Source organism: Neisseria sp. HMSC70E02 (assembly GCF_001838645.1).
Taxonomy (GTDB): domain Bacteria; phylum Pseudomonadota; class Gammaproteobacteria; order Burkholderiales; family Neisseriaceae; genus Neisseria; species Neisseria macacae.
Map to the genome: position 1 here is coordinate 10,284 of NZ_KV838066.1, position 21,398 is coordinate 31,681.

Annotated in this window: 16 protein-coding genes and 1 pseudogene; 7 read left to right on the top strand and 10 right to left on the bottom strand. The window is 50.3% G+C overall.

The features are described from left to right. Window positions 1-8: 8 nt before the first annotated feature. The 4 genes from tssA to HMPREF3277_RS01505 all read right to left on the bottom strand — a co-directional run bounded on the left by tssA (window position 9) and on the right by HMPREF3277_RS01505 (window position 7,298). Entirely contained in the window at window positions 9-1,634 is a 1,626-nt protein-coding gene (gene tssA, locus HMPREF3277_RS01490; RefSeq protein WP_070869826.1) for a type VI secretion system protein TssA, read from the bottom strand. Then, window positions 1,634-4,909 carry an ImcF-related family protein gene (locus tag HMPREF3277_RS01495; protein WP_070869827.1) on the bottom strand — a complete coding sequence of 1,092 codons (3,276 nt, stop codon included), beginning with the start codon at window positions 4,907-4,909 and terminating at the stop codon, window positions 1,634-1,636. The genes tssA and HMPREF3277_RS01495 overlap by 1 nt, the downstream gene beginning before the upstream one ends. A 212-nt stretch (window positions 4,910-5,121) precedes the next feature. Further along, on the bottom strand, window positions 5,122-5,385 hold the full coding sequence (locus HMPREF3277_RS01500) for a PAAR domain-containing protein (protein ID WP_009310839.1): 264 nt from the start codon (window positions 5,383-5,385) through the stop codon (window positions 5,122-5,124). Between the two features lie 626 nt (window positions 5,386-6,011). After that, window positions 6,012-7,298: an FAD-binding domain-containing protein gene (locus HMPREF3277_RS01505; RefSeq protein ID WP_070869828.1), complete on the bottom strand. Its 1,287-nt coding sequence runs from the start codon at window positions 7,296-7,298 to the stop codon at window positions 6,012-6,014. Window positions 7,299-7,681: 383 nt separating this feature from the next. Here HMPREF3277_RS01505 and HMPREF3277_RS01510 point away from each other — a divergent pair, with 383 nt between their 5' ends. From HMPREF3277_RS01510 to HMPREF3277_RS15545, 3 genes and pseudogenes are all read left to right on the top strand, one after another. Continuing rightward, window positions 7,682-8,527, top strand: coding sequence for a DUF817 domain-containing protein (locus tag HMPREF3277_RS01510; protein WP_070860485.1), 846 nt, complete (start codon window positions 7,682-7,684; stop codon window positions 8,525-8,527). Window positions 8,528-8,664: 137 nt separating this feature from the next. Continuing rightward, on the top strand, window positions 8,665-9,708 hold the full coding sequence (argC, locus tag HMPREF3277_RS01515; RefSeq protein ID WP_070869829.1) for an N-acetyl-gamma-glutamyl-phosphate reductase: 1,044 nt from the start codon (window positions 8,665-8,667) through the stop codon (window positions 9,706-9,708). 167 nt (window positions 9,709-9,875) lie between these two features. Continuing rightward, window positions 9,876-10,072, top strand: a pseudogene (locus HMPREF3277_RS15545) (hypothetical protein); the annotation flags it as partial. A 44-nt stretch (window positions 10,073-10,116) separates the two neighbouring features. On the opposite strand, the gene HMPREF3277_RS01520 reads toward HMPREF3277_RS15545, so the two are convergent. Further along, complete coding sequence (locus HMPREF3277_RS01520) at window positions 10,117-10,392, bottom strand: hypothetical protein (RefSeq protein ID WP_003758370.1); 276 nt, start codon at window positions 10,390-10,392, stop codon at window positions 10,117-10,119. A 299-nt stretch (window positions 10,393-10,691) separates the two neighbouring features. Here HMPREF3277_RS01520 and HMPREF3277_RS01525 point away from each other — a divergent pair, with 299 nt between their 5' ends. From HMPREF3277_RS01525 to HMPREF3277_RS01535, 3 genes are all read left to right on the top strand, one after another. Continuing rightward, window positions 10,692-11,378, top strand: a complete 687-nt coding sequence (locus HMPREF3277_RS01525; protein WP_003758368.1) for a S24 family peptidase — start codon at window positions 10,692-10,694, stop codon at window positions 11,376-11,378. A 216-nt stretch (window positions 11,379-11,594) separates the two neighbouring features. After that, entirely contained in the window at window positions 11,595-11,933 is a 339-nt protein-coding gene (gene erpA / locus HMPREF3277_RS01530; RefSeq protein ID WP_003758366.1) for an iron-sulfur cluster insertion protein ErpA, read from the top strand. Window positions 11,934-12,222: 289 nt separating this feature from the next. Continuing rightward, window positions 12,223-12,897, top strand: coding sequence for a hypothetical protein (locus tag HMPREF3277_RS01535; RefSeq protein ID WP_003758364.1), 675 nt, complete (start codon window positions 12,223-12,225; stop codon window positions 12,895-12,897). 398 nt (window positions 12,898-13,295) lie between these two features. Here the strand turns inward: HMPREF3277_RS01535 and HMPREF3277_RS01540 are convergent, their stop codons facing one another. The 5 genes from HMPREF3277_RS01540 to HMPREF3277_RS01560 form a co-directional block, all read right to left on the bottom strand. Further along, window positions 13,296-14,054 (bottom strand): iron ABC transporter ATP-binding protein, encoded by a 759-nt coding sequence (locus HMPREF3277_RS01540; RefSeq protein WP_039862830.1) that lies wholly within the window; start codon window positions 14,052-14,054, stop codon window positions 13,296-13,298. Window positions 14,055-14,125: 71 nt separating this feature from the next. After that, window positions 14,126-14,749, bottom strand: a complete 624-nt coding sequence (locus HMPREF3277_RS01545; protein WP_070869830.1) for an FmdE family protein — start codon at window positions 14,747-14,749, stop codon at window positions 14,126-14,128. A 58-nt stretch (window positions 14,750-14,807) separates the two neighbouring features. Further along, entirely contained in the window at window positions 14,808-16,673 is a 1,866-nt protein-coding gene (locus HMPREF3277_RS01550) for an acyltransferase family protein (protein ID WP_070869831.1), read from the bottom strand. A gap of 155 nt (window positions 16,674-16,828) precedes the next feature. Beyond that, window positions 16,829-17,827: an iron chelate uptake ABC transporter family permease subunit gene (locus HMPREF3277_RS01555; RefSeq protein WP_094113433.1), complete on the bottom strand. Its 999-nt coding sequence runs from the start codon at window positions 17,825-17,827 to the stop codon at window positions 16,829-16,831. After that, on the bottom strand, window positions 17,817-18,791 hold the full coding sequence (locus tag HMPREF3277_RS01560) for an ABC transporter permease (protein WP_070869832.1): 975 nt from the start codon (window positions 18,789-18,791) through the stop codon (window positions 17,817-17,819). Before HMPREF3277_RS01560 ends, HMPREF3277_RS01555 begins: the two co-directional genes overlap by 11 nt. Window positions 18,792-19,292: 501 nt before the next feature. Here HMPREF3277_RS01560 and ppk1 point away from each other — a divergent pair. Continuing rightward, window positions 19,293-21,350, top strand: coding sequence for a polyphosphate kinase 1 (gene ppk1 / locus HMPREF3277_RS01565; RefSeq protein WP_070869833.1), 2,058 nt, complete (start codon window positions 19,293-19,295; stop codon window positions 21,348-21,350). Window positions 21,351-21,398: the final 48 nt, after the last annotated feature.

Consider the following 21,398-nt stretch of genomic DNA (forward strand, 5'->3'; position numbering starts at 1 on the left):
ATATATGCTTAATAAATTAATTCCAATGCACGGACAACATCTGCCTGCATCAACTCTGTCCGTAAAAATTCGAGCTGTCCGACTGCCTCAATATCTTTATTATCAAGGTTTTCACTTAATAGTTGATACCAAAGGGCATACACTTCAAACGTAAAATGTTTGTCCCACTCTTTAACTGTCAACACTTGCATCTGCTTCGAAGCCTGTTCCAACAGTTTCACTGCCCAGTCCTCTTTTTGAGCGCTTACAGCCAACCGCGCCATCATCACCCATTTCTTAACCTGCCCTGAGCCTGTCTGCCACTCCGGCAATGTTTCCAACCAAGCAAATGCAGCGTCTAAACCGTGTTCTTGTGTTTTCAACAGAGCCTGTTGCCAGTAACTTTCTTGATTTTCTGTCTGAGATGGCGACGCTAACACTGCTTTTTGAATGGCTTGACTACTCGTCTGCTTGCGCGCGGACGACATGACCTTTTCTTCCAGCCATATAAGCGTATCAGCCGATACGAACGGGAACCCGTTATCAAAACTCAAGCCGGTCAGGCCTTCGCATCGGGTCAATAAGGATTTCAACTCAAATAGCGACGAATCAACTTGGGAAAGATATAAGCCACCCAATGCCTGCTGACCTTGCCATGCGTAATATTGCAAATCCAGCCAATAGTGATTAGCACCTTCCAAAAAAGCCGCTTCCACTTTATCGAGCAAATCGCGCCATTGCTGCTCCTGAATCAAACGATTCAGATTTGCCAATAAATCTGCCCTTGGAGCCTTCAACCGCGTCTGACCGTTTTGATGCGGAGGAATGCCGTTCAATCCACCCCAACGGACGGCCCGAATCATCTTGTTTGCAGACCAATAACCATCATCCTGTTCTCTCAAGTAGGCAGCGTTAATCCTGACTTGGTCAAGCAAGGCTTTAGAAGAGTTAACCTTTGTGACAGTCAGACTTTCAGACGACCCTCGACTCTCTTGATGAATTTGCGGCGTTGCCACTTGCTCAACAGGCGCACTGGTCTCCTGATTTTGACTTGAACTTGTTGGAGAAGATGAAAAACGAACAGATGACTCTTCAAAATATTGCAACAATGGAAATAAGCTGGGGCGTACTACCTCTTCCCATCCCTCAAAGTAATGTTGCAACGACATCAAAGCCGATAATGTCCGCTTAAGTTCCGTAGAATCGGATAATCCCACGTTCTTAAGCGTATCCAGCACCCTTTCGCCGGACAACCAATTTAATGCATTACGTTTTTGTACCGGCTTTTTCGGCCACAGCGACTGATCGAATTTTTGCAGCAACCCGCACAAAATCTCCAAGCCGTCTGAAAAACCTGCCAAGCCTCTGTCTCTCAGCGAGGCAAAAATGTAATAGGTTGCTACCCTCAGATCTTTAGATTCACGCTTCAGCAGGCGTTCTGAAGCATCCAAAATCAATCGGTAGTCCATACCCGAAAGTTTGGCCAACTCAATCTTGATGGCTTCAAAATCATCTGTATAGGCAACATCCTCGCCGCAAGGATGGTCGTCTGAAACAGGCTCCAACCATTCTTGCCAGCGATGGATATTGTTATCGGTGATAGATGTGCCTTCATCACCGAGTATCGGCTTTACCCATTGGGGTAATGTCATCATTATTTAACCTCAAAAATCTTATTCGGCAGATGGATATTTTTCAGATCCAGCAGTCCCAACGGTCCTTTACCGGAATTGGTCCGCATATAGAAGCGCATCAATTTGTCTTTTTCTAGTGGGAACTCAACCAGATAGGTACTTCCATCAATCGGCGTAACCCTGGATTTTTCAAGCATACGGATGAAACCGAAACGTCCGCTGATTTCCTGAGTTTTACGCATACCTTCTGCCTCGGTTTCCCAAGAAATACGCAAACCGGCATTGCTGACATCACCCGGCCATTTGAATGGCTTCCACTCTGTCTGTTGGTTGAAATAATTCAATGATTGACCATCAACAACCAAGTCGAATTGAACAATTCCCTGAGTAGACGTCGGCTTCAGCTCAAAACTGTAACCACCTTCTCCGTTGACGAAGAAATCCTCAGAAATCGCACTCAATTTATTCAGCTGTTGCAACAATCCCGGATTGACTTTCAATTCGCTTCCCGGTGCCACAATCCATTGATTGCCTTGTTTGGTCAAAACACCTGCCAATTGGGTCGTTATAAACTGATTCAATGCGCCTTTGTTGATATCCAAGTATTTTGCCAATACGGGAATCGAAACTTCGGTTTCTGATTTGGCAAACGGATACCTGCCGCCCAACTCAGACTGCATAGGATTAACAAAATTGCTTGCCCACAGATTATTGATATCTTTTTGGGCCACGCCTGCAATCGAATCCCATACGGAATTAAATGGCAAGACAAAAACGTTGCGCGCAAACGGCAGCAATCTGTCGCCCACACCAGCCTCAATCAAACGTGCATACTGCATACCTTCAAGAAATTCATTGTCTCCGCCGTTCAAGACTCCTTGAACGGCCGATCTGGCTACACCACCGGTATCGGAAGAAGACGCCATTTGAATCAAACGTTGTTTAATGGTCGTCACTCGCTCAAGGTAACGTTGCAGGCTCAAATCGCTCTTCGGATTGATTTGCGCGTCAATCAATTGCAGCAGGTTTTCAAATTCTGCTTCCAACGGTCCTGCCAGATAATCATTGACTTTACCTTCCAGGGCGTTGATGTTTTCAGCCTGTGAATTTAATACCGTATCGGCAACCCTACGCGAGCGGGCAGACAGCTGTCTTGCCGCCGCACGTTTTGCAGCATCGGCAACCGCCGGATTTACGTCGATTTTTTTGCTGTCCAACTGGCTACTTTCTTTCACAGCATGGAACAATGCCACCAATGGAGAACGCTGAGGATCTGCATAAACGTGGAACTGATTGACCGCATCCAAATTGGTCGTCCTTGGCTGCCATGTAATACTGTTCATCATGTCATACCAAGCCGCAGCATATTCTTTGAAATAACGCTCTTTCAGACTGTTGATCGCAGCTTCCGTAACCGGTGCCTGATGCAGGTTTCCACCCAGCACCCAGTCAGTATTCTTGCTGTCTTTAACCGCTTGGTCCAGAGCAGGTTTAACATATTTCTCCCAGCCTTCGACTGTATACACACGAGGCAAAGGTTTGCCGACATTCCAAATGCCTTTCAAATCCTTATTCAGCAGCTCTGCCAATGTGATGGTTTTCAGCTTGGCATCCGTACCTTGTACGATGCGTTTGTATAACTGTTCACTGCCTTGGTCGCGGTTGATCCAATCCACAAGAATCTGACGGCTTCGTGACACCAATTCAGGTTGCTCCGTTTCCAGCCAACCGGAATGGGTAGCCATGCGCGGCACGAAAAATTGGGCCAAAATTTGTGCATCTTTGGTAGAAACATTCTGTGCCGACAGCATTTCCACCAATTTTTTCGTCAGGAATTCAGCATCTTTTTTGTCTTTGGTTTTCTCTACATGGGACGTCAGCATCAAATATGCTTTCAGGTCTTGATAAGAACTGTCTTGCAGTTCGAAGTCGTCCGGAATCTGCCCTTCGAGCATAGTCAAACCATCCAACTTATTCGCAAAGAATACGGTAGCAGGACGGCTGACGACATCTTTAACCAAAATCCCGTATTTGCGATAAGCGGCAGCCAACAGCTCTTTTCTATGCTCATAGCCCAAAAACTTGGCTGTATATTGCAAGAAATCCCTGCCAGATTCCATTTCGGCAATACTTTGTTGCAGTTTGATTAAGGCTGCAACTTTTTCCGAGCGTGATTTTGCCTTCTGAACACTTTCCAAATCAGCATTCAGACGACCTATATCTTGATAACTGCTGTGCGCACCCACTGCAAACACACTACCGACCAACAAGGCTACGGCACTCATTGCCAGATAGGTTTTTTCCGTTTTGGACAAATGCAGTTTTTTACCTGAACCCAAAACAGACAGATCGTTAAACGCACGGTAAATCAAATCTCCTGATTGTTCAGGATTATTGGTTTGAACAAACGAAACGCCGGCAACTGTATCCAGTTTTCCCAAACTCCGTTTTTCAGCAGCAATATGATCTGCCAAAGCCTGACTTTGAGAGGGCAACGTCGCAGACAGTTTTGCAATAGGTGTTTGGCGCAAATCTTCCTCAATCAGCTGCGTACCCACTGCCGCCAACTGGTTGGCAAACTGATCCAATTCTTTTGCCAACTCCGTTGCCGATACAGTCGAACCATATTTCAAAGCATGGCTGATGGCTGATGGCATTTCATCGGCTTCATTGGTCAGATACACCTGATTAATCGGCAGCTTCCATCCGAGCTTTTTCATCAACTCAGTCAATTGCGCGGCATTTTCATGAATTGAGGATTTTGCCTGAAGCGAAACAATGCCTTCCGCAGGACGTTTACCCACGCCCCTCAGATATTGCCAACCGCCTGCAGGCTCCATAGCCTGTGCATCAATCCAAATAGCCGATGCAGTTTCTACCCACAACTGACGGCGGATATCCGGCAAAGAGGCTTCCAGTAAGGCAGTATCTTGAGTGACCACAAAAATCCAAGGCTTACGGTGTTTTTTATATTGCTTGGTCAGCAAGTGGATATGTCTCAACTGCTCCCAGCGTTCCGACACGCCGATCAAATGGGTAGATTCCGCACTGTCGCCGCTTAAATCTTCGGGATTCAGATGCTTCAAATTGGAATGTCTGTCAGACACGCCTGACCAAAGCATTCGTGTCAACAGAGGGATAAAGAATATTAATGAAGTCACTACCGTGATACACGCCCACACAACCGCTTTGGCTGCAGATGTATCGATTCCGAATTTATGACCTAAAAAGTAGAGTAAGACTGCACTGACGATGCTTAGAATAATAACCACTATGCCAGTAAAAATTGGCTTCATAATAACTTCCGAAAAATAAACTTAAAATCTAAAAACTTAATCTGTATTTTGAATATCAGAACTTTTGAATTATTAAGATGAAAGGCTTTTTGCCAAACCTGCCCCGAATCAGGCATGTGCCCCTAAAAACCTGCAACACTAAAAGGATTATGCAATTTTGTATCTTATTTCCGACAATCCGGCACTTTAACTCCTTGCAGATTCCATTCCCCTTAGTCGCTTCCGACAGTCGGCATACTGCTGATCAAAGCGCAGCCGCATGCAGTTTTACAACCGTCCACAGCGACATCGCGCCCTTTAAACGACATATATTGACTGCCTTCGATAATCGGATTGGTGCCATGCCCGGGTATGGGGCAAGAAACCAAATCGCCTACCAGAGCGGCAGGCTTTCCTTCAATGACCATATCTGAAGACGCTTGAACCACAACGCCTCCATGAGTAGTCGCATCTCCCAGCCTGATAATACCTTTCATAGTTTTTACCTTTTTAAAAAATTTACTTATCATATCAAAAAATAAATAAATTAGTAACTACCGTTAAATATCAAATTCATACCGCTTATCAACCGGGTTATAACGCGGGCAAAATTACGATGGTTTGAGTGCCAATCGATTTTTTAAAATAATGAATAAAGCCATTGCCATTCAAATATTTATGACAACTTAAGTTCATACCGAATCAAAACAGGATAAAGCCCGACTGGTTTTAAAATTAATCCGCTCTAGAAAAAATAAACAAAACAATTTTCAGACGACCCCTTGAGGTAACCTGACTTGCTCCTTTCAAAAATGAATTAACTGTCCACCATGGGACGGTTTTAAGTTTGAGAATAGGAGATTTAAAGAGAAAAGTGTTTCAAGGGCGGACTTCTTCAAGCTATAGTGGATTAAATTTAAATCAGGACAAGGCGCCGAAGCCGCAGACAGTACAGATAGTACGGCACCGATTCACTTGGTGCTTCAGCACCTTAGAGAATCGTTTTCTTTGAGCTAAGGCGAGGTAACGCCGTACTGGTTTAAAGTTAATCCACTATAATTTTACGCTTAAAGAGCGTCGTTTGATGAGAAACCCGTAGCCGTTACCGAGCGATAATCACGCTCTAGGGCGCAACAACGACGGGTGGCGGATAGCCGTGTGCATCAATTTCAGACGAGGCGAGCCACGGGGTGTGGACGAGGTTGGCGGGCAGATGCGCCAACTCGGGGATATGGCGGCGGACGAATGTGCCGTCGGGATCAAGCCGTCGGGCGGTTTGGATAATGTCGATAGAATGCCGGCGGGCGTTGCGGGCAGCGGTTTGCCAGTTGCCTTCGTTCAGGGCGGGGTCGAAATCGGTTTGCTGCGCGGCGAACCAAACGATGCCGTGTTCGGACGGCTGATGCAGGACGCCGCACAAAAATTCTGCCGTCAGGGAACGCAGGGCGGGATGTAGCCAGCCTCTCGATTTCAGGCTGCGCATTGCGGCATCGATAAACGGGAAACCTGTTTTCCCCTGCCGCCAACGTTCCGTCAGGTCGTCTGAAAACGGCGCAGATTCGGCAGCAGATTCAGGCTCGATGCGGGCGCGGTGGTAAGCAAGCTGCTGATAGAAATCGCGCCGTATCAAATTGTCCAACCAAGCATCTGCGCCCTGCCCTGCGGCTTCAGTCGCCAACACGCGCGGCGAAATGCAGCCTGCGCTCAAATACGCGCTCAAGCGGCTGGTGCCTTTTCTGGCAGGGAAATCCTTCATAATCGGATAAAACCCGATATTTTCTTCAAACTGCCGCCATTGTTTGTCCGCTTCATCTTCTCCGCCGCGCTGCGCAGAAACCATATCCTGCTGCCCGTTCCACGCAGGAAATGACGGCATTTCAACAGAGGCCGTCTGAAAAATTTCAGTGCGTCCGCCTCCCGCATCCCGCCCGCCGAACCGCTGCCGAAACAAAGCCAGCCACGCTTCTTTATAATGCGGGAAGTCGGTATAAGGCGCGCCGTGACTGCCCATGATTTCTGCCTTGACGAATATGGCACGGTCGTTAACGCGATCGAACGCAACGCTTTGTTCATCCAAAATCCGCCAAATGCGGTTATCTTGCCCGATTTCAGACGACGTATAGGCTTCGTCTGCAATTACAGTCTGAACATTCAACCGCGTCGCCAAAGCAGGCAATTCTTCCACACGGTTCACCGCATACAAAGCCACGCCGCGCGCCGCCAGCGATCTATGCAAAGCCGCTGCCGCCTGATAATGAAACCAATCCTGACGCGGATTGGGGATTTCAGACGACCCCTGCGCCACCCACACGCCTGCCACAGGCAATCCCCGCTTCACGGCAGCGGACAACGCGGCGTTGTCGCGTATGCGCAGGTTGCGGCGGAACCAGACCAATGTATGTGCTTGCATGGCGATGTCGTCTGAAAAGGATAAGGCGTTTGATTTTAGCAGAAATTTTACAGCCCGAAGAAGGAGGAGGAATACGGGAAGGTCGTCTGAAAATCTAGGGCGTGCTATTCGCAAAAGCTGTTTGCTGTTTCAACCTGTGCGACACTCCCTATTCCGAACCTGCCTTAAACCCTGCTCTCCTACTCTGCTCGAATAATCTGCACGCCACAGGTCCGTTGTCCTGACCCATCCTATCGCTCAAAAAATGCTAAACATCGCACACGCTTTCAGACGACCCCTCACCGCCCCATCTCCCAACATTGCCGTTCGTCATACCATATCCCATCCTTTCCCCATTTCCGTTATATTCCGTCATTTTGCAAATCTGAAGGTCGTCTGAAAATATGTTGGGCAAACTGGATACTTGGCTGATGGAACACCCGAAACGGGATGATTTGCACGGTTGGCGGCGTTTTGCGGTCGAATTCTGGTTTTTCGGACTGAAAGAAGCGCGCGCCTGTTTGTTTGCAGGTTTGTTTTTCATCGCCATGTTCCTGATTCCGAAAACAGGCTGGCTGGGGATTTCGCGCTATGACCTGCTGCTGATTTTTGCAGTCTCGGTGCAGGCTGCGATGCTGTATTTCAAGCTGGAAACGTGGGACGAAGTGAAATCGATTACGCTGTTTCACTTGGTGGGCTTTGCTTTGGAGTGGTTCAAAACATCGGGCGACATCCAGTCTTGGAGCTATCCGGACGAGGCATACACCAAAATCGGCGGCGTACCGCTGTTTGCAGGCTTTATGTATGCGGCGGTCGGCAGCTACATCATTCAGGCTTGGCGGCTCTTTAATATCAGAATCAAAAGCCATCCGCCGTATTGGTTGAGCACATTGTGCGCGCTGGCAATTTACGTCAATTTTTTCACTCATCACTATCTCGGCGACTACCGCTGGTATCTCGCCGCATTCGCACTCGGGCTGTATGCGCGGACAACTGTTTTATACACGCCCTATGACACTACCCGAAAAATGCCGCTTCTGCTGTCTTTCGTCCTGATCGGTTTTTTCATTTGGCTGGCGGAAAACTTAGGGACTTTGTTCGGCGTTTGGCGTTATCCCAACCAAATCGGTGCATGGGCATCGGTACACATCAGCAAATGGAGTTCGTGGGCCTTGCTGGTGATGATGACGTTTACCATCGTGGCGAATTTAAAACACGTCAAACACACCATCAGCGTTTCTAAAGACTAAGGAATGCCGTCAGACAAATACCGATTTCCACACGGTCAATCGTCAGAGCGTGCCGTATTATCCCCTTCCCCTTTTCAGACGACCCTCATCCCATTAAACTAAACCTCCATATTTAAAGTCCACCCAACGGAGAAATCATGAATCAAAAAATCAAAGCCGGCATCGTCGGCGCAACAGGCTACACTGGCGTAGAACTGCTCCGCCTGCTCAGCACGCACCCCAATGTCGAAGTAACCGCCATTACCAGCAGAAGCGAAGCAGGCATTGCCATTGCCGATTACTTTCCCAGTTTGCGCGGCATTTACGACTTAACCTTCCAAACGCCGGACCAAGCCCGACTGGATCAATGTGATGTCGTGTTCTTTGCCACGCCCAATGGCGTCACTATGAAGGAAGCACCCGCGCTTCTGAACCAAAACGTCCGTATCGTCGACCTATCCGCCGACTTCCGCATCCAAGACATCCCGACATGGGAACAATGGTACGGTATGCGCCACGCCAGCCCCGATATTATCCCGCAAGCCGTATACGGATTAAGCGAAATGAACCGCGACGCCATTGCCAACGCACGCATCGTCGCCAACCCCGGCTGCTATCCCACCTGCGTTTCATTGCCCTTATTGCCTTTGCTGCAACAAGGTCGTCTGAAAGCACACATGCCATTGATTGCCGACTGCAAATCCGGCGTCTCCGGCGCAGGGCGCAAGGGCAACATCGGTTCACTCTTCTGCGAAGCGGGCGACAATTTCAAAGCATACGGTATCGGCGGACACCGCCACCTTCCCGAAATCAAACAAACCATCCAAACATTGCAGGCAGACATCGCCGATGGTTTTGTCTTCACTCCGCACCTCACACCCATGATACGCGGTATGCACGCAACCATTTACCTGCATCTTGAGGACGGTTGCCATCCTGAAGAGATACTTCGCGAATACTATCGGAACAGCCCCTTTGTCGACATCCTTCCTGCCGGTTCCACACCCGAAACACGCAGTGTCCGCGGAGCCAATTTGTGCCGCATCAGCATCCAGCAAGCGCCGCAATCGAATCTTTGGATTGCCTTGTCCGTCATCGATAATTTAGTGAAAGGCGCAGCAGGACAAGCCATTCAAAACATGAACATCATGTTCGGTTTTGACGAACAGCTCGGTCTGCAAAACGCCCCGCTACTCCCCTGATGTATAGAGTCATTCCGAACAAGAGAGATTTTTATCCATCTAAAGGGGTCATCTGAAAACCACTCACGCCGTTTTCAGACGACCCCTCATCAACAACCGCAATAGCAAATGCCTTCCAAATCACAAATCTAAAGAATTTCCAGTCGGTGAACTTCGACCACACGGCGCATGCCTACCCTGCCCGTCCATTATATAGTGGATTAACTTTAAATCAGGACAAGGCGCCGAAGCCGCAGACAGTACAGATAGTACGGCACCGATTCACTTGGTGCTTCAGCACCTTAGAGAATCGTTTTCTTTGAGCTAAGGCGAGGTAACGCCGTACCGGTTTAAAGTTAATCCACTATACAAACTCAAAAATTCCCCGCCTCTAGCTTTAGAGCTTCGCAACAGCAGCCTCACAGCCACTCACTCATACACAATACCGGCAACCAATTCTTCTTCATTCAAATTGCCGTACTGCTGCTCCCAATCATGCGAAGCCTCAACCGTATCACACTCGCGCGCAAATACTTGCTGCTGCCCGTTCATATTTTCCAAAACCAAATTATTCAACTGCTCGCACTCTTGTGCCGAAACGCTGATATCAGATTGATGCGCTTGCGAATAGCTGAAAGGAAACGCCAAAAAACCCAATACAAAAGCAGTCAGAACCAACCAAGCATTTTTACGATAACGAGTCATTTTCACAGCCTCCAACAAAATCTAAAACACATTCAAATAAAACATAATTCAGTCTAAAAAATCAGATTAATCAGAATAAAGCATCAAAACCGAGATACAAATTAAAAATAAAAGTATTTTTGAACCGAAATTATTCGATTAATCTAACAATAAGCACATAATACTCAGAAAAAACAAAAACAGCAATACTTTTTCTTAGCATGACTAATATTTTTCTTACAATTTGATAAAAACTAAGGTAAAATACACATTAAACATTCAAAGTGTATTAAAAATCACACTTAAACCAAAGGAACAACATGGATACCTTTAAAGACAGACTGGCTTTTCTATGGAAAGATGAAGCACGACAAGCCAAAATCGCGGCCGATATCGATATGACCATTGCCGGCTTCAGCCGCATCTGGAACGAGGGCGGATTACCCAAATCCGAAACCCTGAAAAAAATCAAACAGCTCAAAGGATGCAGCATAGACTGGCTTCTGACGGGAGAAGGAGAGCCGTTTCCCAATACCGAGCCGCCTAAAGCCACCGCTTACGACACTTTGGGCAATCCGGTCGATATTGACGAATTTATCTTCGTTCCGCGCTACGACATCCATGCCGCCGCAGGACACGGACAGCTTGTCGGCGATGAAAAACCCATGTTTACCATGGCATTCCGCCGTTACTGGATTGAAAACTACGTTACCCGCGACACCAAAAACCTGTCGGTCATTTCCGTCAAAGGCGACTCTATGGAAGGCGTCCTGAACGACGGGGATACCATCCTCATCAACCGCAGCGAAACCACCCCGCGCGATGGGTTATATGTTCTGCGTATCAATGAAAATCTTTTGGTGAAACGGCTGCAAGTCATACCCGGCGGCATCGTCAACGTCATCTCCGCCAACGAAGCCTATCCGGCCTTTGAAATCGATTTAAACAAAATGACCGAAGATGTTGCCATCATCGGCCGCGTGGAATGGTTTGGACGGATTATCTGATCTGCGTTGTATTCAGACGACCTGAATTCATGTTTTCCTCTTTTTTAACAGGACAGACGGTGTAAAGGCTGTCCGCCTGCCTATTGAAATTTTTCGAGATTGCAGCCATGTAAGCGGTTGACAGATATTGCCGCCCGACCCGCAACACCCTCTTCTTGCTTCAAGAATCCGTTTGCGCGACAATACTGGCAATATTTATATAAAAGGAATCACATCATGTCAGACGAAAGCCCTATCATTTTTACAGAAAGCTGCTGCACCAAAGTAGCTGATTTAATTGCCGAAGAAAACAATCCCGACTTGAAACTGCGCGTATTCGTCAACGGCGGCGGCTGCTCAGGCTTCCAATACGGATTTACCTTTGACGAAATCAAAAACGATGACGATTTTGAAATCCAAAAAAACGGGCTGACTTTCTTGGTCGATCCGATGAGCTATCAATATTTGGTCGGCGCGGAAATCGACTACACCGAAAGCCTGCAAGGTTCCCAATTCGTTATCCGCAATCCGAATGCGGAGACCACTTGCGGTTGCGGTTCTTCATTTTCCGTCTAATACGCCGTTTTCTAAAAAAGGCCGTCTGTTCACTCAGGCGGCCTTTTAGATTGATATGCTTTCAAAGCAATAACATCTATCTTATAATTCATAGTTCCATTTGGTAATATTCATTAATATACTATAATCGGTCAGAATCGGGCACTTATACTATTTCAGCCGAATAAAATACCCTTTATCCTTCGGTTAAGACAAATAGACGAATAATAATCTATACTTTATAACAAAACCGACACTAAATACCTGCCTTCAAATAACAAAGCAGGATTTTATATCTCATGGGATCACAATGAAGAAACAAGATAAACTTTACGACGTTTATGTTTCTTATCCGCCGGATGTCGATCGCGAGCGCATCAACGCCTGCTTGTACGATAATCTGCCGGAAAAAGAAGCCGAAGATTTGGTTCAAGCGCTTGCCGAACGTCCGCAAGCCATTATTGCCGAGAACTGTACCCAAGACGAACGTGAAAACGCCCAACAATATTTCAATTATTTGGGATTGGATGTCATCGTCCGCCAATCGATGGAATTGGAGCTGGATCTCAGCGGTGAAGAACAGGAAGAAGCGGCTCCTGAAATCCGACAGTGTCCCGTATGTTTGACCCTGATTGAGGATCACGAGGCGACGGAATGTCCCGTCTGCCATTTCCACCTTGCCAGCGCGACCGAGCAAATCATCCAGCGCAAGCGCATCGAATGGCAGGAACGGGTCGCGTTTGAGCATAAAAAACAAGCGGAAATCGCCCATAAGCTGCAAATCGAAAAAGAGCGTGAAGAAAAACTCCTGCGCAAACAAATCCGTTCGGAACTGGAAAGCAAACTCCGCCAAGAATTGGGTGAAGATCCCCAATTGGCTGCTTTGCAATCCAAAAAGAACACTTATATCCTGATCAGCGTATTGGGTATTCTTGCCATGTTCGGTTTGGTGGCTGCCGGATACCTTGCTGCCAAATTCCTATAAACGGAACACAGTATAGGGCTTAAGTTTAAATCAGGACAATATGGCAGCAGAGACAGTGCAAATTGTATGAGACCGATTTTCTAAGGCTGCTTCATCCATTTAAAGAATTACCCTCTTCAAACCGCAGCAACGCCGTATTCATTTATAGTGGATTAAATTTAAATCAGGACAAGGCGCCGAAGCCGCAGACAGTACAGATAGTACGGCACCGATTCACTTGGTGCTTCAGCACCTTAGAGAATCGTTTTCTTTGAGCTAAGGCGAGGTAACGCTGTACTGATTTAAAGTTAATCCACTATATTTAACCCGCTGCCAATCCGCCAGAGCTGTTCGAACAGGTCAGATATAACAAAAGGTCGTCTGAAAACTTTTCAGACGACCTTTTCCACATCCGCATCTCAAACGTGATGGATAACCAGCTTCTTGCCCTGATAGTCCAATACGTCCACATCCATATCAAACAAATCTTTAATATTTTCAGCGGTAAAGATGTCGTTCGGCGCGCCAGTCATGGCGACTTGTCCGTTTTTCATGGCGACGACGTGGTCGGCGTAGGCGGCGGCTTGGTTGATGTCGTGCAGGACGACGACGGTGGTGCGCTTGTGTTCGCGGGTCAGTCGTTGGAGCAGCTGCATGAGGGCGCGGGCGTGGTACATATCGAGGTTGTTGAGCGGTTCGTCCAAGAGGACGTAATCGGTGCTTTGGCAGAAGACCATGGCAATCATGGCGCGTTGGCGTTGTCCGCCGGAGAGTTCGGTCAGGTAGCGGTTGGCGAAGCTGTCCAGTTTGAACTCGGAAAGTGCGTTTTCGACGATGGCGAGGTCTTCGGGGGTCGGTCTGCCTTGATGGTAGGGATAACGCCCGAACATGAGCAGGTCGCGCACGGTAATGCGGCTCATGACGCTGTTTTCTTGGGTCAGGATGGAGAGCGTTTTTGCCAGCTCGGCGGTGGGCGTGGTCGAAACATCTTTGCCGGCGTAGCTGATGCTGCCCTGTTCCAGCGGGCGGAGGCGCGCCATGAAGGAGAGGAGCGTGGATTTGCCTGCGCCGTTTGGACCGATGAGCGCGGTGATGCCGCCTTCGGGGATGTCGAGGCTGACGTTGTTGAGGATGGGGTTGCCGCCGATGTGGAAGCTGACGTTGCGGATGGTAATCATGATGAGTGTGATGTGTGGATTTGTTTTCAGACGACCTCCGAACATGAGAGGTCGTCTGAAAAGGATGGGCTTCAGATTTCGCGAACGATGACGAATTGGGGATTGTCTGCCAAATCAATCAAGAAGGCTTTGACACGCGCCTGCCAGAGTTCGCCGAAACGTTTGAGTTCTTCTGCGGTGGCGGTGCCGCTGACGGCTTTGGGCATGATGTCGCGCATTTCGGGGGCGAAGGGCTGCATGGCGGCGTTGAGGCTGACGGTGACGGTTTTGCCGTTGTCTTTACGGCGCAGGGTCAGCGTGCCTTCGATGTCGGCATCGAAACTCAACAGGTTGCGGCGGGCGAAGCGTCCTTGCGGGCCGACGCCGCCGAAGCCGGTTTCGGGAGCGGCGCCGGTTAAGAGTTGGACGACGGATGCGGTAACGCCGACCGTGCCTTCGTCGCGCGCGCCTTGCATGGCGGCTTCGATTCCGCCGCGCTGCGGCAGATCGCTGCCGTAAAGTGCTTTCAGGCCTTTAAGCGTCATGAGGTACGCGCCTGCAACGGTGGGGCAGGAGTGTCCGCACAGGCGGACGGCATCGGCGTAGCGATACTGCATGATGCCCTCCTCTGCCGCGCCGAGAAATTCGGCGAGCGCGTCTTGGACGGTCAGCGTCGGGGCTTGCTCGAAAAATTCGGGAAAGTGTTCTTGAGTCATACGGTATCCTTTTGCTTTAAAGAGGTCGTCTGAATCTGTTTTCAGACGACCTTTGTGCTTATTTCAACAGGGTGCGTTTATCGTTGATAAACATTTCGGCAATTTTACTTGAACCGAACGGGTTGAGGTGGTTGGTATCGAAATACACCGGCAGCCCGTCTATAAGTTTGTCCGCGGGGATGTACTGCATAAAGTCCACCCACTGCACGCCGCGGTGCTGCTTCACGATTTTTTCGACTTCGTCTTCCGACTTGGCGGAATCGCGGACTTCTTCTTTTTTATCCTCTGAAACATAATTGATGTCGATGCCAAGCTTTTGTCTCAGGTAATAACGCCGCAACGGCAGCTGCCCGTCCATGGGCGTATCGGCCAAAACGTACACTTTTTTGCCCGCCTTCACCAAATCCTCCAGCATTGTGTTGAACCGTTCCAAAAATTCCGGTTTGGCGGTATGGAGGAACCAGCGTTGCGAAATGATGATGACAGGATAGTCTTTGGTTTTTTGTTCGATAAACCTGTTATACGGATTGCAGCGGTCAGCGCGGCGGTCGCTGTCGGGCAGGGTAAATCCAAACGCGGTGGCGCAGCTGTTGGACGTAATGACGTCTGCCGACCAGCCTTCTTTTTTGCCGACAATGTCGAGGAACGGGCTTAAATGGGCGGCATGTGAGTCGCCGATGACCAAAACTTCAGGTTTTTGGTTTGCCGCGCCGACGGCGCAATCGGTTTTAGTCAGCGTGTCCGCGCAAATTTTGCTTTCATCGGCTTTGTACAAACTGCTTTCAAACGCGGCGGGTTTGGCGGTCATCAGGTAGGTTGCCGCAGGAATCAGCAGCGCGAAATAAGCCACCATGCTCCATTTGAATTTCGCCGTCGTAAAATTCTTCGCCTTCCGCGCCGGTGTTTCCACAAAATAATAAGACAATACCGACAACAGCAGCATGATGATGACAGCCAATGCCGATGCGGCAAGCGGAAGCTGCGCGTCCATATAGATGTAACGCATCATCGCCAACACCACCCAGTGCCACAAATACAGCGAATACGAAATCAGACCGACAAACACAACCGGCTTGAGGCTCAACAGTTTGGACGTATTGAAACCTTCCTGCATCTGCAATGATTTGCCCGAGTAAATCAAACCGCCAACCGCCGTACAGCAAAGCAGCCGTTCGATGTTTCCCGCACCGGGCAGGACGCCGTAGGGCAGCACCAGCGTGACGGCGATGACCGCCATCATCAGCCATCCGAACAGCGGCGTACTGGCTTTGTCGTTTTGTTCGGCGGGCGGAATAAAGGCAAAAAGCGAACCGACCAGCAGCTCATAAGCGCGCACATGCGGCAGGAAATACGCCTCCATACCCAAAGTCGGCAACAGCGCGGAAAACAGGCTGATGACAATCAGCAAAAGGATAAACGTCCGCACATTGCGCCGTTTGCTGATACGGAAAAACAGAATCAGCAACGCGGGGAAAATAAAGTAAAACTGTTCTTCCAACGACAGCGACCAAATATGTTGCAACGGCTTTTCCGTCGCATCCGCATCAAAATAACCGCCACGGCGCGCAAAAAACAGATTGGCGGCAAACAGCAAGGCATAGACGGCAGATTTGACGTATTGGCGCAAATCGAAAGACAAAAAGAAAATGGCGGCAACGACCGTCGTGCAAAGCAATACGCAGGCAAAGACCGGCAAAATGCGTTTGGCGCGTCGTTTATAAAACTCGAGAAACGAAAAGCTGCCGTCGTGAATCTCGCGGCTGATAATGGTCGTAATCAGGTATCCCGACAACACGAAAAACATATCCACGCCCAAAAAACCGCCCGGCAGCCATTGGGGATCGATATGAAATACGATGACGGATAAAACCGCCAATGCCCGTATCCCATCCAAATCAGGACGGTATTTCAACACTTTACTCATAGTACGCACCTTGATAGTGATGCTTATTATGAGTAAGAACTCGATATTTAGTTTCATTCACGCTATCAAATCCAAGGGCGTGGAAAACGAAATATACCGTTTGGAAATAGTGGTTTACGCCATTCGAATTCAGGCTCAAAAAGTTTTCAGACGACCTAGCGCTTGCGTTTCAACACCAAATACAAAAACACCAGCCCGCCGGCAAATTCAACCACCACGCTCAACACCGCCTTCATACCGAGCAGGTGTTCGAACACGGTTTGTCCGCCGACCAGCAGGATGCCGCCGACACACACCGTCATCGGCAGCCGCACGCTATGGCGCACGCTCGGGGCGAAATGGTTGGCAAGCGCGGCAGCCAGCAGGCCGAAGAAGCTGACCGGCCCGACCACCGCCGTCGCCGTCGCCACGAGCGCGGCAATCCAAAGCAGCAGCCACAAGGTATTGCGCGTATAGTTTATGCCCAAGTTAATCGTTTGGTCGCGCCCCAAAAGATGAACGTCCAGACGGTGCCGCTCGCGCCAAACCGCCACCACACTCGCCAGCAGAATCAGCGCGCCTACGCCCAAAAGCTCGCTGTGAACCGTATTGAAGTTTGCAAACATGTTCGCCTGCGCCGCCGTAAATTCCTCCGGATCAATCATGCGCGTCAGCAGCGAAGAGAGGCTGCGGAACAAAATCCCGAAAATCACGCCGATTAAAATCATGCGCGACAAATCGCGTCCGCCCTGCCGGATGAGTGTGTAAAACAAAAGCAGCGAGCCGCCCATCATCATCACCAGCTCAAAGCCGAACTTACCCGTCAGCGGCAGCGACGTATAGCCCACCCCGCCCAAGGCAAACAGCAAAAGCGTTTGCAAAAACACATAAAGCGAATCGAAGCCCAAAATCGAAGGCGTAAGAATCGGATTGTTCGTCAGCGTTTGGAAAAGCTGGGTCGAAACCCCGACCGCGTACGCCACCAACAGCAAAGCCGCCAGCTTGGTCAGCCGCAGCTGCAACACAAAATCCCAATCGCCTTGGATGTTCAAAGTCAGGAACAAGGTGCAACACGCCAGCAGCAAGACAAACGCCGCCCACAGCGGACGGGAAGAACCCTGCATAAACGCAACCTTGTTCGAGCGAAGCGCGCTACGCTTGTTTTCAGACGACATGGGCAGGTTTCCTCAACAAAATCCACAAGAACAACACCGTACCCAACACACCGAACACGGTTGAGACCGGAATCTCAAACGGGAACACAATCACGCGTCCCAAAATATCGCACAAAAGCACCAACGACGCACCGAGCAAAGCCACCGCAGGCAGGCTTTGGCGCAGCTTGTCGCCCATCAGGCGGCTGATGATGTTCGGCACGACCAGCCCGATAAACGGAATATTGCCGACCGTTATCAACACCAGCGACGTAATCAGCGCGACAATCACCAAGCCTACCCACAACACCGCCGTCCGGTTCAGACCCAGATTCACGCTCACCGTCTCGCCCAAGCCCAAAATCGTCAGTTGGTCGGCAATCAAATACGCCGTCAACGCCAAGCCGCCCGTCAGCCACAACAATTCGTAACGCCCCAACAGCACGCCCGAAAAATCGCCCTGCTGCCACACACTTAACATCTGCATCATCTCAAACTCATACGCGATAAACGTCGCCACCGCCTCGATAACGCCGCCGAAAATAATCCCCACCAGCGGCACCATCAACTGCGCCGTCGGCGGCAAACGGCGTATCAGCATCATAAACACCAGCATACCCGCCAACGCCGCCACGGCCGCCACCGACATTTTCGCCGTCAGCCCGGCAGCCGGAAACATCAGCGTCATTACCAACACACCCAACGCCGCGCTCTGACTCGCGCCCACCATAGACGGCTCGACAAAACGGTTGCGCATCAAAATCTGCATAATCATCCCCGCCACCGCCATCGATGCCCCCGTCAGCACAATCGCAAACGTGCGCGGCAGGCGGCTGACCAGCATCAATTCCGTGCTGTCAGACAAAGTCCAGCGAAACACATCCGCCCAGCGGAAATCGCCGACGCCCACCGACAGGCTGACGAGAAACAGCACCGCCAGCACAAAGCAGTTGATTAAATTTAAAGATAAAGGTTTGACGGACATAAGGGAAAAATAATTCAGATGGAAAAACAAACGCCATAAAGACGATATAGTGGATTAACTTTAAACCAGTACGGCGTTACCTCTCCTTAGCTCAAAGAGAACGATTCTCTAAGGTGCTGAAGCACCAAGTGAATCGGTTCCGTACTATCTGTACTGTCTACGGCTTCGTCGCCTTGTCCTGATTTATGTTAATTCCACTCAACAAGGTCGTCTGAAAACAGACAGGGGCAGTTCGGGCAAAATTCAGACCGGCTTTCGCCCTAAAAAATCGTGCTAACGATACCATTTACTATAAAAATAAACAATATTTGCACAAATAATAACCATTCTTATACACCTCGTCTGAAAACACTTGCCCCATACAAAAAACGCCCCGACAGCCTTTTCAGACGACCTCCCGCCCTGCCAACCGCCCGCCCATCCCGCACCACTGCCCCGCCCGTCCGAAACGCGTTATACTTCCCAATTGACTGTCCGACCCACCCGCTTCAGGAGAACACCATGCCCGAACAAAACCGCATCCTCTGCCGCGAACTGAGCCTGCTCGCTTTCAATCGCCGCGTTTTGGCGCAGGCGCAGGATGAAAACGTACCGCTTTTGGAACGTTTGCGGTTTTTGTGCATCGTCTCTTCCAACCTCGACGAATTTTTCGAGGTACGCATGGCGTGGCTTAAACGTGCGCAAAAAATGAATCCGCACGAGCGTTTGGACAACAGCACCACGCCGTCCGAAACCATCGCCGCCGTCGCCGCCGAAGCACACGCGCTGATACAGGAGCAATACCGCCTGTTCAACGAAGTCTTGCAGCCCGAGTTGAGCAAACAAGGCATCCATTTCTACCGTCGCCGCAACTGGACGGCAGGGCAGCAGAAATGGATCGAGCAGTATTTCGACGCCGAACTGTTGCCCATCCTCACCCCCATCGGACTCGACCCGTCGCACCCCTTCCCGCGCCCGCTGAACAAATCGCTCAACTTCGCCGTCGAGCTTGAAGGTACGGACGCATTCGGCCGCCCCTCCGGCATGGCGATTGTGCAAGCCCCGCGCATCCTGCCGCGCGTCGTCCCCCTGCCCGCCGAATTGTGCGACGGCGGCAGCGGCTTCGTTTTCCTTTCCTCCATCCTGCACGCCCACGTCGGCAAACTCTTCCCTGGCATGACGGTCAAAGGCTGCCACCAGTTCCGCCTCACCCGCGACAGCGACCTGACCGTCGATGAAGAAGACCTCAAAAACCTGCGTGCCGCCATTCAAAACGAATTGCACGACCGCGAATACGGCGACGGCGTGCGGCTTGAAGTCGCCGATACCTGCCCGCCCCACATCCACGACTTCCTGCTCGCCCAGTTCAAACTCACCCCCGCCGAGCTTTACCAAGTCAAAGGTCCGGTCAACCTCGTGCGCCTTAATGCCGTGCCCGATTTGGTTGACCGTCCCGACCTCAAGTTTCCCGCACGCGGGGCAGGTCGTCTGAAAGCATTGCGCAAGAACGGCTCCATTTTCAAACTGGCGAAACAATCGCCCATCCTGCTGCACCATCCGTATCAGTCCTTCGACCCCGTCGTCCACATGATACGCGAAGCCGCCGCCGATCCCACCGTCCTCGCCGTCAAAATGACCATCTACCGCACCGGCAGCAATTCCGAACTCGTCCGCGCCCTGATGAAAGCCGCCCTTGCCGGCAAACAAGTCACCGTCGTCGTCGAACTTATGGCGCGTTTTGACGAAGCCAACAACGTCAACTGGGCGCAACAGCTTGAAAACGCAGGCGCACACGTCGTTTACGGCGTATTCGGCTACAAAATCCACGCCAAAATGGCACTCGTCATCCGCCGCGAAAACGGCGCGCTCAAACGCTACGCCCACCTCGGCACCGGCAACTACCATCAAGGCACATCACGCATTTACACCGACTTCGGCATCATCACCGCCGACGACCAAATCACTGCCGACGTGAACACCATCTTTATGGAAATCACAGGCTTGGGCAAACCGGGTCGTCTGAACAAGCTCTACCAAAGCCCGTTTACCCTGCACAAAATGGTCATCGACCGCATCGAGCGCGAAATCCAACACGCCAAAGCAGGCAAACCCGCCCGCATCCGCGCCAAAATGAATTCGCTGATCGAGCCGAGCGTCATCGACGCCCTCTACCGCGCCAGCAGCGCAGGCGTGCAAATCGACCTCATCGTGCGCGGCATGTGTACCCTGCGCCCCGGCGTCAAAGGCCTATCCGAAAACATCCGCGTCCGCTCCATTATCGGCAGACAGCTCGAACACTCGCGCGTGTACTGCTTCCACAACAACGGCACGGACGACACCTTCATCTCCAGCGCCGACTGGATGGGGCGCAACTTCTTCCGCCGCATCGAAGTCGCCACCCCGATTTTCACACCCGAACTCAAAGCCCGCGTCATCCATGAGGGCATCGAAATGGCATTGCAAGACAACACCCGCGCCTGGCTGATGCAGCCCGACGGCAGCTACATCCGCGCCCGCCCCGAAAACGGCGAACCCGCATTCAGCCTGCAAGAAAGTTTGTGGGAAATGTACGGCAGATAAAGCGCGGTAACACAAAAGGTCGTCTGAAACCGGTTTTCAGACGACCTT

Bases quoted from the DNA above. Each gene is read 5' to 3' on its own strand.
- argC (WP_070869829.1), top strand. From the start codon at position 8,665: ATGAATCAAAAAATCAAAGCCGGCATCGTCGGCGCAACAGGCTACACT.
- HMPREF3277_RS01495 (WP_070869827.1), bottom strand. From the start codon at position 4,909: ATGAAGCCAATTTTTACTGGCATAGTGGTTATTATTCTAAGCATCGTC.
- HMPREF3277_RS01540 (WP_039862830.1), bottom strand. From the start codon at position 14,054: ATGATTACCATCCGCAACGTCAGCTTCCACATCGGCGGCAACCCCATC.
- HMPREF3277_RS01555 (WP_094113433.1), bottom strand. From the start codon at position 17,827: ATGTCGTCTGAAAACAAGCGTAGCGCGCTTCGCTCGAACAAGGTTGCG.
- ppk1 (WP_070869833.1), top strand. From the start codon at position 19,293: ATGCCCGAACAAAACCGCATCCTCTGCCGCGAACTGAGCCTGCTCGCT.
- HMPREF3277_RS01535 (WP_003758364.1), top strand. From the start codon at position 12,223: ATGAAGAAACAAGATAAACTTTACGACGTTTATGTTTCTTATCCGCCG.
- erpA (WP_003758366.1), top strand. From the start codon at position 11,595: ATGTCAGACGAAAGCCCTATCATTTTTACAGAAAGCTGCTGCACCAAA.
- HMPREF3277_RS01510 (WP_070860485.1), top strand. From the start codon at position 7,682: ATGTTGGGCAAACTGGATACTTGGCTGATGGAACACCCGAAACGGGAT.
- HMPREF3277_RS01505 (WP_070869828.1), bottom strand. From the start codon at position 7,298: ATGCAAGCACATACATTGGTCTGGTTCCGCCGCAACCTGCGCATACGC.
- HMPREF3277_RS01545 (WP_070869830.1), bottom strand. From the start codon at position 14,749: ATGACTCAAGAACACTTTCCCGAATTTTTCGAGCAAGCCCCGACGCTG.
- HMPREF3277_RS01520 (WP_003758370.1), bottom strand. From the start codon at position 10,392: ATGACTCGTTATCGTAAAAATGCTTGGTTGGTTCTGACTGCTTTTGTA.
- tssA (WP_070869826.1), bottom strand. From the start codon at position 1,634: ATGATGACATTACCCCAATGGGTAAAGCCGATACTCGGTGATGAAGGC.
- HMPREF3277_RS01560 (WP_070869832.1), bottom strand. From the start codon at position 18,791: ATGTCCGTCAAACCTTTATCTTTAAATTTAATCAACTGCTTTGTGCTG.
- HMPREF3277_RS01500 (WP_009310839.1), bottom strand. From the start codon at position 5,385: ATGAAAGGTATTATCAGGCTGGGAGATGCGACTACTCATGGAGGCGTT.
- HMPREF3277_RS01525 (WP_003758368.1), top strand. From the start codon at position 10,692: ATGGATACCTTTAAAGACAGACTGGCTTTTCTATGGAAAGATGAAGCA.
- HMPREF3277_RS01550 (WP_070869831.1), bottom strand. From the start codon at position 16,673: ATGAGTAAAGTGTTGAAATACCGTCCTGATTTGGATGGGATACGGGCA.